The 16,777-nt window shown below is 54.6% G+C and carries 11 protein-coding genes; 7 read left to right on the top strand and 4 right to left on the bottom strand.

Annotated elements, in window-relative coordinates; translation table 11 throughout:
• Positions 1-72: 72 nt before the first annotated feature.
• Entirely contained in the window at positions 73-1,128 is a 1,056-nt protein-coding gene (locus tag SH528x_RS21565) for a hypothetical protein (protein ID WP_442505522.1), read from the bottom strand.
• On the bottom strand, positions 1,128-3,062 hold the full coding sequence (hemE, locus tag SH528x_RS21560) for a uroporphyrinogen decarboxylase (protein WP_442505521.1): 1,935 nt from the start codon (positions 3,060-3,062) through the stop codon (positions 1,128-1,130). Before hemE ends, SH528x_RS21565 begins: the two co-directional genes overlap by 1 nt.
• 219 nt (positions 3,063-3,281) lie before the next feature.
• On the opposite strand from hemE, the gene trmB reads away from it, so the two are divergent.
• The 3 genes from trmB to SH528x_RS21545 all read left to right on the top strand — a co-directional run bounded on the left by trmB (position 3,282) and on the right by SH528x_RS21545 (position 7,704).
• Positions 3,282-3,929: a tRNA (guanosine(46)-N7)-methyltransferase TrmB gene (trmB, locus tag SH528x_RS21555; protein WP_442505520.1), complete on the top strand. Its 648-nt coding sequence runs from the start codon at positions 3,282-3,284 to the stop codon at positions 3,927-3,929.
• Between the two features lie 157 nt (positions 3,930-4,086).
• Positions 4,087-5,241 carry a transposase gene (locus SH528x_RS21550; RefSeq protein ID WP_442505519.1) on the top strand — a complete coding sequence of 385 codons (1,155 nt, stop codon included), beginning with the start codon at positions 4,087-4,089 and terminating at the stop codon, positions 5,239-5,241.
• Positions 5,242-5,691: 450 nt separating this feature from the next.
• Entirely contained in the window at positions 5,692-7,704 is a 2,013-nt protein-coding gene (locus SH528x_RS21545) for a methyl-accepting chemotaxis protein (protein ID WP_442505518.1), read from the top strand.
• Between the two features lie 287 nt (positions 7,705-7,991).
• Here SH528x_RS21545 and SH528x_RS21540 read toward each other — a convergent pair whose 3' ends face one another.
• Entirely contained in the window at positions 7,992-8,204 is a 213-nt protein-coding gene (locus SH528x_RS21540) for a hypothetical protein (RefSeq protein ID WP_442505517.1), read from the bottom strand.
• A 1,025-nt stretch (positions 8,205-9,229) separates the two neighbouring features.
• On the opposite strand from SH528x_RS21540, the gene SH528x_RS21535 reads away from it, so the two are divergent.
• From SH528x_RS21535 to SH528x_RS21520, 4 genes are all read left to right on the top strand, one after another.
• A complete protein-coding gene (locus SH528x_RS21535) occupies positions 9,230-10,507 on the top strand; it encodes a valine--pyruvate transaminase (RefSeq protein WP_442505516.1) in 1,278 nt (425 codons plus the stop codon).
• 228 nt (positions 10,508-10,735) lie between these two features.
• Positions 10,736-11,218 carry a hypothetical protein gene (locus tag SH528x_RS21530; RefSeq protein WP_442505515.1) on the top strand — a complete coding sequence of 161 codons (483 nt, stop codon included), beginning with the start codon at positions 10,736-10,738 and terminating at the stop codon, positions 11,216-11,218.
• Positions 11,219-11,290: 72 nt separating this feature from the next.
• A complete protein-coding gene (locus tag SH528x_RS21525; RefSeq protein WP_442505514.1) occupies positions 11,291-14,353 on the top strand; it encodes a PSD1 and planctomycete cytochrome C domain-containing protein in 3,063 nt (1,020 codons plus the stop codon).
• Complete coding sequence (locus SH528x_RS21520) at positions 14,350-15,843, top strand: DUF1501 domain-containing protein (RefSeq protein ID WP_442505513.1); 1,494 nt, start codon at positions 14,350-14,352, stop codon at positions 15,841-15,843. The genes SH528x_RS21525 and SH528x_RS21520 overlap by 4 nt, the downstream gene beginning before the upstream one ends.
• A gap of 166 nt (positions 15,844-16,009) precedes the next feature.
• Here SH528x_RS21520 and SH528x_RS21515 read toward each other — a convergent pair whose 3' ends face one another.
• Positions 16,010-16,627, bottom strand: a complete 618-nt coding sequence (locus tag SH528x_RS21515; RefSeq protein ID WP_442505512.1) for a HupE/UreJ family protein — start codon at positions 16,625-16,627, stop codon at positions 16,010-16,012.
• Between the last annotated feature and the right edge of the window lie 150 nt (positions 16,628-16,777).

Here is a 16,777-nt window from a genome sequence, read left to right as displayed (position 1 = left end):
GGGTGATTACGAACCGGCAGAAACAAGTTCACTTGGTGCTTTTTACGTGTGGCTTGATATCGCCCATTGGCATCACGCCCGCCACTGCTCCAGACGCTCCAGCGGTGTGGGTAGTGAGCAGCTCTGAATAGCGATCAACGCCATTGTCACCGTCGCATCGCCTCGGACAATGATGCCATCACGATCGATGCCGCAGATGGCCGCTGGCAAATAAACTTCGGCATATCGAGGACCTCGATCGATCCCTCCAATTTGTATCTTGGCGGTTCTCGCCCCATTCGCGGGGCTTCCGAGTCGAACGTGAATTTCTTGATCACTGTCGGAGATGGAATCGATCGTAAGGTTTGATCGCCAAGCGGTGACGGCGCGATTCGTCGCTGCGGCATCCAACTGCAACACGACCGCTCGCTTCGTTTTATTGAGATGCCACAAAAGCTTGCTGAGCAATTCAGAGGTTGCAGTCGCTTCGCTTCTCACCAAAGCGTCTCGCCCCAGAATGATGGCCAAGTAGTTCGCGGATCGCATCGCTTTGGCGATCGGTTCGTTCGTATCTTCGTGTTTAGAATCTTGCTCTTTAGGATCGATGCGGAGAGATGCAAACAGTTCTGCCAAGGTTTCAGCCGCAAGTGATTCGCTGTGAATGCAGTTCTTTGTGTCCGCAGAAATTCGTTCTCGCAATCGCGGAGTTTCACTTTCGACATCGCCGATTATCCACACGACATCCGCATGGCTTTGAATGTCCCCCAAGGTGGCTGTCAGCGTGCCCTCGCGACTGACCGCGTTTCGCCATGCCTGGGTTGATACCGTGTCGTCTAATGCGACGCGAATACGATTATCGCCCTCCAATTGATTCAATCGTCGGGCGGAGTTTAGATCGGTTCCCCTGGTCGCGACGAGGAGTATGTCTTTCTCAGACAACAAGACCTTCGCGCGATTGTCTGCCTCGGCTATTTCACAAGCAGCGTCTTCGATGCGAGCAAACTTGGCGTTACTCAGCGTGTCGGTATACCCCTCAATCGCTGTCGGGCACTGGATTTGTGCAATCCATTCGCGACCCGTTGCCTTATCAACAGAAATGTCATCGCAATGGAGCGGGCAGAACGGACATACGTGCTGAGGCGACGTCATCAGCGTTGGCTCAATTCTTTGACCGTTTCGACGAGCGCAATCACATTTTCGACGGGAGTTTCTTTTAGCACGCCGTGGCCGAGGTTGAAGATGTGTCCTGGACGCCCATCTACCGACTGCAGCAATTGGTCCACGGTTTCGCGAATGACATCAGGATCGGCCAACAAAACCGAGGGGTCCATGTTGCCTTGGACTGCGCAATCGTGCCCGATTCGTTGCCAGGCAACGTCCAGTGAAATGCGCCAATCGACTCCGACCACGGTACGTCGATCTCCGCGAAGCAAGGGAAGCAGTTCGGGGTTGCCAGTCGCAAAATTGATCACGGGAACCGAAGGGTCGATTCCGGCAATAATCTGTTTCATCCAAGGTAACACGAACTTGCTGTAATCCGTTGGCGACAAACAACCGGCCCAGCTGTCAAACAACTGCACGCACTGAGCCCCGGCGGCGATTTGATGATTCAAATAAACCGTGATCGATTCGGACAACTTGTTCATCAAGTCGGCCCAAGCACCCGCGTCACTGTGCATCAGTTTTTTGGTGTTCGTGTATTGCCGGCTTCCGCCACCTTCGATCGCGTAGCTGGCCAAGGTAAACGGCGAACCGGCAAACCCGATCAAGGGAATCGACTCTGGCAAATCGGCTCGTGTCTGACGAACCGTTTCATAGACAAAGTCGAGCTTTTCGGGCTGATCCAGGGCTTTGACGCGGGACAGGTCTTCGGCGCTTCGCACGGGATTGTGGATGACCGGGCCGTCGCCGGCAACAAATTCCAGGTCGAATCCCATTGGAACCAACAGCGGCAGCAGATCCGAAAAAATGATCGCGGCATCGACCCCCAATCGGTCCACCGCGGTGCACATCACTTCGCTGCAAAGTTTTGGGTTGGCACAGAGTTCTAGGAACGATTGTTTCGCCCGGACTTCGCGGTATTCCGCCATGTAGCGGCCCGCTTGTCGCATCAACCACACGGGAGTGCGCTCTGTCGCCTCACCACGACAAGCCTTCATGAATAAACTGTCGTTTGACGGATGAAGAGGCATATTCTCGCTCTGCGGCTTGGATTTATCGGACCAACGGATTTGTTTAACGCGTCGTTTGGCTTTCGTCAGTTCACTGGATTGACGAGCGGCTTCGGTGACCAAGTGGCCCATTTTGGGATGCGAGGGTTCAAAGTCAACATGCAGTTCGCACTCACGGAGCATGTCACTCGTCGTCGGCCCAATCGATGCGATCACGGTAGAATGCAAACCGCGACGCAGATCGTCAACCATGTTCAATTCTTCGGCCATCCGCAGCATGTTGACGACCTGATGGGCACTGGTCACTAACAGCATGTCTCGCTCGCCACTGGCCAGCGCCCGCACGTTCTCTTCCAAGGGGCCGGTGGACTCGGGAAATTCCCAGCCGTAAACACGCACGGTTTCAACCGTTGCCCCGCGAGCTTCCAGGCCTGCAACAAGCGAAGCGTTGCTGACACCGTACTCTTGAACCCCGACGACTTGGTTGGCGATCGAAACATTGGCGTCGATGGTCTGCAACAATTCTCGCCATGTGTTGGGTTCAGGCACGCGGATGGTCGCGGTCAAGCCGAGTTCCCGCATCGCGGCGGCCGGTTTGGGACCACGGCAAATTGTTGTGATATCGGACAACGCATCGAGGAACCGTTGCTGATCGACGTGCCGCTCGATCGCTTTTAGCAAGAAACGGAAACCGACTCCGGTCATCAACACGACCACGTTGACTTCGCCGGTAATCACGCGGTAAGCAAAATCGATAGCCGCCCGATTGGGGTCGATCGGCACCTCACGCATCGACGGACTGACGTGGGCAACGCCTCCATGCCGTGTGATTAGCCGTGCCATATCGTCCGCCCGACGACTCTCTAAGGCAGCGATATTGAGTCCGTCAAATTTGGCAGGGGCCTTTTCCATGGAAGTCAATTCGTAACGTGTCGCGAGAAATGAGCATTGTGAAGCAGTCGTGTCGGTTTGACGTGCTAAAACGAACGGTCATTGTAGAGAATTTGTGCTCGGTTACGATGTGAGGAGAGTCGGTTCAAAAGTAAGTTTCCCTAGTTTGGTCCAGTTTGTTCCATTGGGACTTGGATCGGTCCCCCATTTCACCTCCTTTTTATAAACAGAAGTCCCAGCGTGTCTCGAAGTCCCATTCGCCGCCCACCAGCCAGTCTCGACATATCGAAGGTGTTACGGCTGGTGGATTCGCTTCCCGAGGTCCTGTCCAGCGATTCGATGTTTGGCAATAGGAAGCCGCTCGAAATCGAAGTCGGTTCAGGCAAAGGCCTGTTTATGTCCAATGCGTCGGCGGAGAATCCACGACAAAACTTTCTGGGCATCGAGATCAACGCCAAGTGTGCAGAGCATGCAGCGGGCCGATTGGCGAAAGCCGAGGTCACTAACGCGATCATGATCAGTGGTGATGCCGAACCGTTGTTCAACGAACGGGTTCCCGCAGAGAGTTTGGAGGCGGTGCATGTTTATTTTCCCGATCCATGGTGGAAAAAGAAGCAACGGAAACGCCGAGTCCTGAACGAGCGCAGCATCTTAAGTTTCGCCAAAGCACTTCGTCCTGGCGGCCGGTTACATGTGTGGACCGACGTGCTGGACTATTTCGAAGAAACGGTCGAGATCATCGCGGAAATCGCACCGGAGCTGGGAGTGCCCATTCCGGAGGAAGAGATTGAAGCGCAGCATGACCTCGATTATCGCACCCACTTCGAGCGACGAAGCCGCCGTCATCGCATCCCCGTGTACCGCGTCCGCTACGAAAAACGCGGATAGAAAAGTGCTGCAAAACAAAGTCGCTGCCAATTCTCATTAGGTGCCAGCCACCTATCCAAGGATCTAAGTGGTGCCAGCCACCAAAATTTGACACGAGGCGGATTTCGGATCTAATACCGGTAGCCGAATCATCCCCCCAAACACGCGGAGGTGTCTGATGCCGCGGCCGCCACGAGCTGAGCAATTCAGCCCCGATGAAGTTTGTATCGTCAATGTGACACAGCGGTGCGTCCGTCGTGCCTTCCTGGCAGGAATCGATGCTGCCACGGGCAAGGACTATTCCTGCCGTCGCGAGTGGATTCGCAGGCGAATGGAAGCTCTTGCGTCAGTCTTTGCCATCGACGTGCTTACCTATGCCGTGATGAGTAATCATCTGCACCTCATCCTTCGCAATCGGCCTGATGTCTTGGCCGAGTGGTCCGACAGCGAAGTGGCTCTCCGCTGGCTGAAAGTCTTTCCAGGTCATCGGCTCGAAGAACATCTCGCCGAGCCGACCGAAAATGACGTCCAGAGGCTCGTCCGTGACAGGCAGCGGTTGAGCATGATCCGGCAACGTTTGTCGGACATCTCGTGGTTCATGCGGGCACTGTCTGAGCCGATCGCCCGCCGAGCTAACAAGGTCGATGAGTGCACCGGCCACTTTTGGGAAGGCCGTTTCAAAGCACAGCGAATCGTCGATGAAACAGGGCTGTTGGCTTGCAGCATGTACGTGGACCTGAATCCGGTGCGGGCTGCCATGGCGGATTCCCCCGACCACTCTCCCCACACTTCTGCTTACGACCGCATCGAAGCCGAGAAAGGTAAACAGATCGATTCAGCAGCATTCGACTTAGTGCCGATTCCAACCGAAGAAGCGGCCGAGACAATTCGCGAAACGCCCGTCGAGAAGCTCCGGCAAAAGCAGCGTGCGAAGCGTCAGAACCCCACTGGACGCAAGGTACGCCGTGACGGTTGGCTTGCTCCGCTATCGCTCAAATCCAGCACACTCTCCAACGAACCGCAAACACACACCGATGGTTTTCGCAGCAGCGACCGTGGCTTTCTGAGCCTGTCGCTTAGCGACTATCTTCGACTGCTTCGCTGGACTGCCAAACATGGTGATGACACCGCGAAAATTCCCGCGGGCCTGGCCAAAACACTTGCGGCACTCGGCATCGATTCATCGATGTGGCGAGACTTAGTGTGGCACTGGAGAGAGTATTTTGGCCATTCGACGTGTGTAGGACGTGCCGAATCGATGCAAGCCGATGCCGAGCGAACGGGTCACCATTGGCACCGCGGCCAATCCAGCGCATCGGCGTGCTTCAACTGACTCATTGCATGCTGCAAACGGTTGCCTCCGAAGAGCACGATTGTTTCTTAACAGTCGTGCCTGAGGTTTCGCGCAATGGCCTTTGGCAATTGAGTAAACAGGACGCCAGGTTTCAACATCCACGCACCTCGCAGCCTCGCTATTGCCAGAACTTATAGCCCTCACCCAAATACTCGGATAACGATTGTGGTTACAAACCCCGGTTACGTGGCTGGCACCAACTTAGAATAGTTTAGGTGGCTGGCACCAATTAAGAATACTCCCATTTGACTTCTTCTTGATGAAACACCTCGCTGAAATAAATTCCATTGTGGACAAAGATCTGTCGCTTAGTCACCATGAAACGTGATACCTTTTTTTCGGATTCAACCAATGGCAGCGATCGATCAGCCTCCGTTAGAGACACGGCCCCTGTCATCTCGTGACATAACGGTCTTGGCTCTAGTGGGCATGACACCACTGGCCTTCAGTGTGTTTGACATTCTACCGAGCCGAATCTGGAACCATCATCCCTTTCATGCGGTCGTTGAAGGACTCGGTTCCTTTGCGGCTCTGATCGTGGCAGTAACGATGTTGATGCTTCGCCAGCAAGGGAGTTTGACGTCGGCCTATGTGTGGGTCATCTGCGGGTTCATCGGCATGGGAACTCTGGACGGAATTCATGCCGCCACGCATGCGGGACACGTCTTTGTTTGGCTGCATAGTTGCGCCACCTTTGTCGGCGGTGCTACGTTTGCGCTGGTTTGGTTGCCGGATCAGTTCAACCGAAAAGTAGATGTACCGATCGCTGCGTTGCTGATGTTCGCTTTCGCCACCGCCTTCGGATGCATCTCATTGGCACAACCGAACCTGCTGCCCGCGATGAAGGATGACCACGGCTTTACGTTTGCTGCCAAAGCACTCAACATCGGAGGCGGCATCGGGTTCTTGGCTGCGACAGGATTCTTTCTGTTTCGGCAGCACAAGAACACCGACACGTTGATCTTTGCCAACCTGTGCCTATTGTTCGGCGTCGCTGGCCTGATCTTCGAGCGGTCCGTGCTGTGGGACAGTAATTGGTGGCTGTGGCACATGCTTCGATTAGTCGCTTACGGGTTCGTCTTGTATTACTTCATGGCGATCTTCTACCGTACCTTGGTCAATCTGAAACAGACCCGCGATTCACTTGAAACCCGGATCGCTGACATCACAATTCACGAATCTCAGCTTCACCAAGCTCATGGAAACCTAGAAGCGATTCTCAATTCAACAGCCGACGCGATCATGACGATCGATACAAATGGTGAGATTGAAACTTTTAATCGACGAGCGGAAACGCTATTCGGATACCCGCGGCAAGAAGTAATTGGCAATCATCTTTCCACATTGATTGTCGCTCTCAACGGGTCGAAACACGAATCCAATACGCGATTTGGCGATTGGATAGGTGATGTCGACACGCTGAATCGGGAACGTGAGTTGGACGTGTTTCGCCGGGACGGATCACATGTACCGATCCTGCTGCGAATGACTGAATTGAAACAAGGCGATCGCCGTCAGTACATCTGCGTAGCACAAGACGTCAGCGAACGAAAACGTATCGACGATGAACGGAAACAGATTTTCAACGCGGTCCGCGAAACTGTCGCGATGTTATCCACTACCAGTACAGAGTTGTCTGCTAGCGTGGTTCAACAAACGCGTGGGTCAGAAACGCAGTCGGCAGCGGTCAAAGACGCATCAAAGTTCGTCAAGGAAGTTGCCTGCAGCACCGAGGATGCCGCTGCTATGGTCAGCGACGTCGCGAAAACCGCTCTCCGAGCCGACGCTGTCAGCAAATCAGGACGAACGGCGGTCGAAGAAACACGAGTGGCGATGTCCATGGTCCGCAAACGCGACGAATCCACAGCGACGAGCATGGGAAGGCTCGCCGAACGCGCCCAAGCGATCGCCACCATTATCACGGCCGTCAACGACTTTGCCGATCAGACCAATATCTTGGCATTGAACGCCGCCATTGAAGCCTCGCGAGCAGGCGAGGCAGGACGAGGGTTCGCAGTGGTCGCAGCCGAAGTCAAATCGTTAGCGGAACAAGCAAAACTGGCGACAGCGGAGGTGCGAAACATATTAAGTGAAATTCTCGCCGCCACGCACGACGCGATCCTGTCGACTGAACAGGGGGCCACGTCCGTCAACGAAGCCTATGCGGTTGTCATGAAAGCCGAGCAAACAATCGAAGAGCTCGGTACGATGGTAGCGGCATCCGCTGAAGCAGCAAGCAAGATCGTAACGGCGTCGAAGCAACAGGCGAACAGCATTCATCAAGTAACGACATCGATGGATCAAATCAATCAGTCCGCTCAAGATACACTAGCCGCGACACGCCAGACTGAGAACGCCGCTAATAATTTGGACGCACTTGGTCGACGATTGACGCAACTGATCGAACTTCGAAGCGAATCGCACGTCCGCGAGCCTCTGTAAAAACAATTGAGACAGCCGCCTGGCTCCAAACAGTACGCTACGCCGAGCTCCATTCCGATTGGCCTAGAGTTCGTCGTCGGCCGACAGTGCATTGGACGAGTTGGAAGCATTTCCGAAACAACGCAACTGGTAGGTTGCAAACCGCATTGCCGATTTTTAACATCGCGTAGGAGGTCTGCGCGAAGCACACTCTCATTCGGAAGTTGCGGCAGCCGACGAAAAAGGCCAGCCGCCTCGAATGAGACGGCTGGCCGGTCGTTAACGACGATTCTGCGATTCGTGTTAGATTACACAGAGTTCGCAGTCGCATTCGCTGCAAATGCAATCCGCTGTATTGCAGCAATCGCAACCTGCTTCACAAACACCGCACTGGCACGCTGCGTCCGTGGCAACGGCTGCAAGCGTGGTATCCGCAGTTGCCGCAGAGCCAACTGCATTGCAGTCGCATGCATCACAGCCACAGGCTTCACATGCACACTCGCCTCCATCGCAGCAGTCACATCCAGCTTCGCATTGGCCGCATGGGCAGACTCCCGCTGGCTGCTGGTTGCCTGAACTCTTCACAGGACTGAATGCCGACGCGACGACGGCGGTGAGGGCTACCGAAGCGACAACAACACTTAACATTCGAAACATATTGATTCTCCAAAAACACAAATTTTTATCGTTGTACAGAAACACAGATCAGAAATAACAGAGCTTCACAAGCGACCGTTATTTCCGCCAACGACAAAGAAGTGCGCACTGCTGTTGTGCAGGGAGAAACGCTATCAGGTCGGCAACGCGAGTTGAAGACGTTGGTATCGACCACGGTGTATCCAACGTCAATTCAGCCGCTAGCAACGCATGGGCTGATTGATCGTCGGGTTGATTGCGAACCACTGAGGTGGGGATGATGTGCCGTGCAGTTACGCTTCCACAGCACGTTACGCACTTGCATTGGCTCGGGACGTCACAGCAGTGTGTGGTCCCGGTAGATTGCGACACATCCTTGAAAGTCGCATCCAAATTCCCGCAGCATGACGAAGCGTCCCCGCCGGTGGCGGTAGGACACCCTGATCCTTGAATCGCTGCAGTAGATTCGGCCGAGCAGCATGTCGCGTCGGGTAAATCTTGCCCCGCACCTCTACAGCAACAATTTGCTGCCGCGATCGCGGGCGACGCCACCAACGCGCATACCCCTAGCACTGCAATCCAAGCAGTCGAGCTTCGGTAGTGGAGGCGTTTACGTTGCATCGTGTTCAGAGGGAATCATTATCGGGGGCTGTGGGCTGACGATCATATTCTAAGTAGCCTCAGACGAATCGTCACCTTGGATTAATGAACGTCGAAGAAAATCGTCCGCCAAGTGTTTTTCTGATCTGTACCGTGGCGGCGACCGAAACTCTTCGCGAGTTTCGCTACATGGGTTCTTGCTACACAGGTTCTTGCTAAATGAGTTGCTGTGTCAGCATGGTTTCATGGTCGACGAAGATTCACCATACTCGTGAGCGTTCAACAGCAATGTCTCGCACTGAAAAATACAATGAAATTGCACTGGTCTGAGTTTGGTGAGCAGCTTTGTCGCGGCAGCGGTATCAGCGAATTGATGGACGATTTAGGGCATGCAATCGCCAGGGGCGGCGACAGTATCTGCATGCTTGGTGGCGGCCAACCGGCACATATTCCTGAGATGGATGCGCTGTGGCGAAAGCGGTTCGAGGAAATGGGGCGAGAACCGGGCAAACTTGAACACGCGGTAGGCAACTACGAACCACCCTCGGGGAATCCTGCATTCCGGGCGGCACTAGCGGATTTGTTCAAACGGCAATTTGGCTGGGATCTAGGACCGGAAAACATCGGCGTCACCGCAGGCGGACAAACGGCGTTCTTCATGCTGTTCAACTCGTTGGCCGGAAAGTTCCGCGACGGTAGCCGCAAAAGAGTCCTGTTGCCACTGGTCCCCGAGTACATCGGCTATGCCAATCAATCGGTTGATGGCGAGATGTTTTGTGCCGTCAAGCCACGACTGGAAATGACCGGCGAACACGAATTCAAATATCGTGTTGATTTTGACGCGTTAGAAATCACTGACGATATTGCAGCAATCTGCGTGTCGCGTCCGACCAACCCGACCGGCAATGTGTTGACCGACGCAGAGATCGAGCGACTCGCCGAACTCGCTGCAGCGAATGACATTCCGCTGATCATCGATAACGCCTACGGCGCGCCGTTTCCCAACGCGATATTCACCGAAGCCACTCCGGTCTGGAACGAGAACATCATCCTGACGCTCAGTCTTTCCAAGATCGGGTTGCCAGGCACTCGCACCGGGATCGTGGTGGCCAGCCCCGATGTGATCCGTTCTCTGTCATCGATGATGTCCATCGTGGGACTCGCCAACACCAACATTGGTCAAGCGATCGCAACCCCGCTCGTTGAAAGTGGCGAAATTTTGCGGCTGAGCAATGAAGTGGTCCAGCCGTTTTACCGTACGAAGTCCGAGCAAGCTCAGGCGTTTGTTCGCGAGTACTTCGACGACCGGTTGCCTTATCGGATTCATCGCAGCGAAGGGGCGTTCTTTCTGTGGATGTGGTTCGAAGGGTTGCCGATCAGTTCGCGAGAACTGTACCAGCGTCTGAAGGCCCGTGACGTGTTAGTCGTCCCCGGCAACTATTTCTTTTTTGGATTGGACGATCACGATTGGCGACACCGCAATGAGTGCATTCGAGTGACGTTCACGATGCCCGAGCCGACGGTGAAAAAAGGGTTCCAAATTATCGCCGAAGAGGTGGCCAAGGCTTACGCAGAATCTTTACCGTAGCGAAAGTCGCAGAGACTTTCGTAGTGGCACGTTGATGGCCGAAACTCTCCGCGGGCTGTTGATTTATTGAGCCGTGACGCGTGAGCGGCCGGGTCCCACGCATTACCCGGTGCCTTACGGCCCACGGCTCACAACTGCGATTTGGAGTTCGATTAAATCATCAGCCCGTCTGCGAGTTTCGCTACCGGTAAAATCGATTTTGCTCGTTTGAGGCTAAACAAATCCACGATGATACGATTCACCCTGCTGCTAATTGCATCCTGGATTGTGATGACGACGACACACGAAGTCGGCCATCTGATCGGAGGCTGGCTAGGGGGTGGGACGCTGCAACATGCCGAACTTAGACCATGGCATTTGCCACACAGCCTCTTCGCCCCTGACCCGCATCCGTTGGTCACCCTTTGGTCAGGCCCCTTAGTCGGAACGGTGGTTCCGTTGCTGATTGCGATCGCAATTCGCAAGCCATCCGTCTGGTTTATCGCGAACTTTTGCGTATTGGCCAACGGTGTCTATTTAGCGGTAGCTTGGTTCACAGGAGACCCTTTTCTGGACACCCCTCGGCTGCTTGCTGCCGGAGCGTCACCGCTGTCGATTGCGATCTATTGTGCGTTGACTTTGGGTTGGGGGTACCCCGCATTCCGTGCTAACTGCGTTGCTATTTTTCGTCCGAAGCCCGTCCAACCCTGCGAACAAAACATCGCTGATTGAGTCTGTTTGCGATTCGTTCTCTGCAAAGCATCAGGGCTAATTTTCGCGGCGTGATGAGCTACAATAGCCAGCATGCAATTTCCACAACAAAAATCACAGCTTCGTAAATCAACTGATTACCAGCCCACCTTGATTAAAGTGGTTCGGTTGACCTTATTGCTGCTGATAATGATGCCATTCGGCTTGGCAGTCGCCGACGATTCGAAGGGTGCCCTGCCGATCCCCGAAAACCCGAGTTTTGCACACGACATTCAGCCGATTTTTGCAAAATCGTGTACTGGTTGCCACGGCGGCGTAAAGCAGGCCGGCGACATCTCGTTCGTCTACGCCGATTCGATTTTGCCGCCTGACGGTTGGGTGGTTGAACCGGGAGATCCGGATGAGTCGGTTTTGTTTCAACGCATCATCTCGGACGATCCTGATGACCGAATGCCGCCGCCCGACGAACATCCCGATGGTTTAAGCGAGCGAGAAATTGAGCTGATTCGTCGCTGGATCCAACAGGGCGCTAAATGGGAAGACCATTGGTCGCGGATGCCGCTGGTGGCCCCCTCGATTCCCGAAAGCGACCAATCGATCGCATGGGCTAACAAGCCGTTGGATCACTTTATTTACAGTTCACTGCGGCAGCACGATTTGTCACCTACTCGTGAAGCCGAACCGGAACAATGGTTGCGCCGTGTTTCGTTCGATTTGATCGGGCTGCCACCGACGCTCGAAGAGCTTGATGCGTTCGTCGAGCAATTGTCGAAATCGCAACACGAAGTGGACCGTGAACTCGTTTACGAACAAGAAGTCGAGCGTTTGTTGGCGTCGCCTCATTTTGGTGAACGTTGGGCTTCGATGTGGATGGACTTGGCTCGCTATGCCGACTCGAAAGGGTTTGAAAAAGACCCGCATCGTGAAATGTGGCCGTACCGCAATTGGTTGATTGAAGCGTTCAACCAAGACATGCCATATGACGAATTCACGATTAAACAACTCGCAGGCGATCTGATGCCCGATCCGTCCTTTGACGACCTCGTGGCGACCGCGTTTCACCGCAATACACAAACCAACACCGAAGGCGGGACCGATGACGAAGAGTTCCGCATTGCCGCGGTGATCGATCGTCTCAGCACCACTTGGACGACTTGGCAAGCGACCACCTTCGGATGCGTCCAGTGCCATGCTCACCCCTACGAACCTTACCAGCATGACGAGTTCTATGCCGGGTTGTCGCTATTCAACAATAGTGAAGATGCGGACTTGGATCACGAAAAACCAGCGATCCCTTATCTCAGTGACAAGCAATTACGTGTTGATTTCGTGAGGACCGGGCGTGAGCTGAACGAGGCCGAGAAGGCTCTCGATTCACTCTCGCACACGGTGGCCGGTCAATCCCAGTGGGAATTGCTGCCGATCAATGAACTCGAATCGACCACGGGCACGATCGGAAAGGTCGGCGATGAAGTCCGTGTGATCGGCGGAACGGTTGCGGTGGGCAGCACCTACAAATTGTCGAGTGATGTATCGTCAATCACGGCGCTGCGTTTCACAATCCGGCCGGAATCCGATGATCCGGCCAAGTGGCCCGAACAGGGAAGCGTGCTTTCCCATCTGGAAGTCGCCGTCATAGGGAAAGAAGGCAAATCCACGCCGGTAAAACTCGATGCGGTCATTCCTGACTATCGAGCGGGCGCGAACCCGGTTGAGAAAATGTTGCAAAAAGGATCGGAAGGATTTGGAGGCTACCCAAAAATTTTCGAACCCCGCTGGGTTGTCGTTACTCTCACCGAACCGTTGCAGCTTGGCGAATCCGAAACGCTCGAATTAAAGTTGAATCAGAGTGCGTCGGTCACGGGCGGACTCTCTAACCACTTGCGTCGATTCAAGGTCGAGTTCTCGGCAACCCCATCACTTAGCGAACTTGGCAAGAATGAGGCGTACGCGAAACAGCGAGAAACGGTTGACTCGCTTCGTCGTGAAATGAGCAAGTTCAAAGGGCCGTCGCTGCCGATCATGCAAGACCGTGTTCTCGATGCGGCACGCGAAACTCGATTGTTCCTGCGTGGCAACTGGCTTGACCGCGGCGACGTAGTCGAGCCCAAGATCCCCGATGTCTTTCAAATCGCAGCGGATGGCAAGCCGATTCAGGTGACCAACCGCCTGGAGTTCGCTCAGTGGCTGGTCTCTCGTGACAACCCGATGGCTTCGCGAGTTTGGGTGAATCGGATTTGGAACGAATTGTTCGGAATCGGAATCGTGGAGACGCTCGAAGATTTTGGTGTCAGTGGCGAGCCGCCCTCGAACCTCGAGCTGTTGAATTTTCTTGCCTCACAAATGCAAAGCGATCTCGGGTGGAGTCTAAAATCGCTGTTGCGGGAATTGGTGCTTTCGGCAACCTATCGACAAGACAACCGAGTCGATGCGGAACGTAAAGAGAAAGATCCGCGTAACCGGTTGCTCGCTCGAGGCCCACGCACTCGCTTGACCGCCGAGATGGTGCGAGACCAAGCGCTCGTCGCATCCGGAAAATTGGCGTCCCAAATGGGAGGCCCGAGCGTTATGCCTCCGCAGCCGGACGGGGTTTGGCAGCAAGTTTATTCGGGTGCCGCGTGGAAGGCTGCCGAGGGAGAAGATCGCTTCCGGCGTGGTGTCTATACGTATTGGAAACGGACCAGTCCCTATCCTGGGTTTGTCATGTTCGATACGCCGAACCGTGATATTTGTAGTCCACGGCGAATCGCGACCAACACACCGCTGCAGGCATTGGTGACGCTAAACAGCGAAGTCTATACCGAGTTGGCACAGTTTATCGCCGACCGTGCTAAAGCAGATACAAGTGCTAAACCGTCAGCGACACCACGCGATCTCATTCGCGAGATTTACGTACGTGTGATTAGCCGCGAGCCAAGCGAAGAAGATCTTGCGGATTTGATGATGCTGTGCGAAACCTTGCTGACGCAACGAGCAACCGTGGAAGAAGCAGCCGTGCGTGAACCAGCAACCGATGAAACAGTAACGAACGAAACATCAGAGAGTGAAACGAAGGCGCAAGATTCTACGGCGGCGAAAAGCATGCCAGCCAAGCTGGACCCACTAGGCATCGTCGCATTGGCGATTTTGAATTCCGATTTGGCGATCACAAAATGAGTCATCGAACAATGAATTTACATCAAGAGCTTGAATTGCAGCGATTGCACGCCAGCACCCGTCGTCACTTTTTGGGCGGCTGCGGACTTGGTTTGGCTTCGGCCTGGATGGGCGCCCAGTCCGCCGGAGCAGCCGACGCGTCGCTTGCCAATGGCAAAGCGGGCAATCCGAGTCTGGAGGGTGGATTGCATTTTCGCCCGCGAGCAAAACGGATTATCTATTTGCACATGGCCGGCTCTCCCAGCCAGCTGGATTTATTTGATTACAAGCCGGAATTGGCGAAGTTTGATGGCATGGATACTCCGGCTTCCTTTTTGGAGGGCAAGCGGTTTGCATTTATCCAAGGCGTTCCAAAAATGCTCGGGCCGCAGTTTCCTTTTGAACAAGTCGGTGAGGCGGGCAACTGGGTGTCCGACCGATTCCCGGAATTCAAAACGGTCTCGGACCAAGTTTGTTTCATCAAGTCGATGTACACGACTCAGTTCAACCACGCACCCGCACAGTTGTTGATGTTGACGGGCAATCAAACGCTCGGCGCGGGCTCCATGGGGGCGTGGGCCACGTATGGGCTCGGCAGCGAAAACGACAACTTGCCCGGCTTCATCGTGCTTGTTTCAGGCGGGCGGATGCCGTCGGCGGGTAAGAGCGTCTGGGGATCCGGTTATCTGCCTTCGGTGTACCAAGGGGTGCAATGTCGTTCGCAAGGCGATCCCGTATTGTTCCTGTCAAACACCGATGGTTCGACTCGCCAAGAGCGACGAACGACTCTCGATGCGATCGAGAAACTCAATCGACGTGCTTACGAAGAATATGGCGATGCGGAAACGCTGACTCGCATCTCACAATACGAGATGGCATTCCGGATGCAGACTTCGGCGACCGATGCATTTGACTTGAGCCAAGAAGACAAAAGCGTGCACGATGCATATGGGGTCGAGCCGGGCAAGGAGGCGTTTGCCAACAATTGCCTACTGGCCCGTCGATTGGCCGAGCGTGGCGTTCGCTTTATCCAGCTGTTTCACTGGGGTTGGGATTCGCACGGGGCGGCTGAGAGTGAAGCGATTAACAAAGGGTTTTCGGACCGTTGCCGCGAGACGGACAAGCCAATCGCCGCATTGCTAAAAGATCTGCAGCAGCGTGGGTTACTCGAAGATACGCTTGTCGTCTGGGGCGGCGAGTTTGGCCGCACGCCGATGCGGGAAAATCGCAACGGCAAAGAAATGAAACTCGTCGGTCGCGATCACAATCCCGGCGCGTTCACGATCTGGATGGCCGGCGGTGGAGTGAAGAGCGGTTTTACGCTTGGCGAGACCGACGAGATCGGATACGAAGCGGTCGTCGACAAAGTGTCGCCTCACGATCTGCACGCGACACTGCTGCATTTGATGGGCGTCGACCATATGCGTCTGACGTATCCGACGCAGGGTGCCAATCAGCGTCTGTCCAATCTGACCAAACCATCACGCGTGGTTAACGAGATCATCGCGTAAACGAATGTGGGATAGGCTTCCAGCCTGTCATCGGTGTGTTTTAAGGTAGCAAAACTCGCAGAGAGTTTCGTCGTGTTTGCCAAACGATCCGAAACTCTTGGCGAGTTTCGCTACAGGAGGATTCAACAGGAATGGGACAATTACAGGCTAGAAGCCTATCCCACTTTTAGACCAGCATCATTGCGATCGCTGCGACGGTGAGCGATCCGCCAACGATGCGGCAAGCTTTGGTGAACGTCTCGGTCGAACCGAGTCGTTGTGCTGATTTCGCTGCCATCATCGCGATTACGATCATGCCAAGCGATGTTGCCATCAACCCAATCGAGTAAAACGCGACAGTGACCGTGCCCACCATTTCGATCACGTGAGCATAGCCGTGGAACAGGCCAAATCCGCAGATCACGCTCAATAAAAACGTCGGTGCGGTACGTCGTGACGCCAAAGTCAGTCCGCCGACCAACACTGACCCAATAATCATCGCTTCGGCCATCGGCACGCTCCAGCCAAGCGAAGCTGCGGATGCCCCGATTGATCCCATTGCCAAAAATGCGGCAGGAACGGCCCACATCGCACGTCCCCCGATGCGAACCGCGATCAGAGCGACAGCGATCAGCGTTAACAAATGGTCAATTCCCGTCAACGGATGCGTTAAGCCGTGAGTCAATCCACCCATCGCGTGTTCAGAAACACCGTGGTTGGCGGGGCCATGACCTGGATGGGCCAACGCCATGCTGGGGAAACTCATCACGAAAACAGCGGCGGCGAGCAACATCCATCGATTCATATTTCAAATTCCTTGAGCGGGGTGATATCCATTTGTCGTTGCCGGCAAACGGGTTGCCAGCGATCGGGCTGCCCGCAAAGGGGCTCGATCGACGCTCAGTGTACGCCAAACGATGGGGCCGCGTACATTGGGTTTGCACCGTTCCGGCTT

The organism is Novipirellula methanifontis, from assembly GCF_052161655.1.
Lineage (GTDB): Bacteria > Planctomycetota > Planctomycetia > Pirellulales > Pirellulaceae > Novipirellula.
The sequence above is the reverse complement of the archived record's forward strand: the minus strand, read 5'-3'. Positions and strand labels throughout refer to the sequence as shown.